1 protein-coding gene is annotated in these 283 nt (G+C 46.6%); it reads right to left on the bottom strand.

The annotated features are described in order from the left end of the window. Positions 1-283, bottom strand: a 283-nt coding sequence (locus Q4563_RS19300) for a hypothetical protein (RefSeq protein WP_303605664.1), incomplete at both ends; no start/stop codon positions are given.

The following is a 283-nucleotide window of genomic DNA, read 5'->3' on the forward strand; positions in this document are numbered from 1 at the left end:
ATATACTTCACCATCAGCTTCGGTTTTACCGCTGGTTTCCTTGAAATCAACAACCTTGCCTTTCTTTTTCACTTCGGCGAAATAGCCGTTATGAACCAGCTCAACCGGGCGTTTGGGTAAATCCTGAAACTGTGGTCGTTGTGATACCTGCTCGTACGCCTCTTCAAACCACAACGCCAGCTTGCCATTCTGGCGTTCACCATTGCTGTCGTAATAACGGTAGTTGGCGACCTTGTCGATAAAGAACAACGACAGTACCTTAGCTTGAATTCCCATCTTAGCT

This window comes from Gilvimarinus sp. 1_MG-2023, from assembly GCF_030548285.1.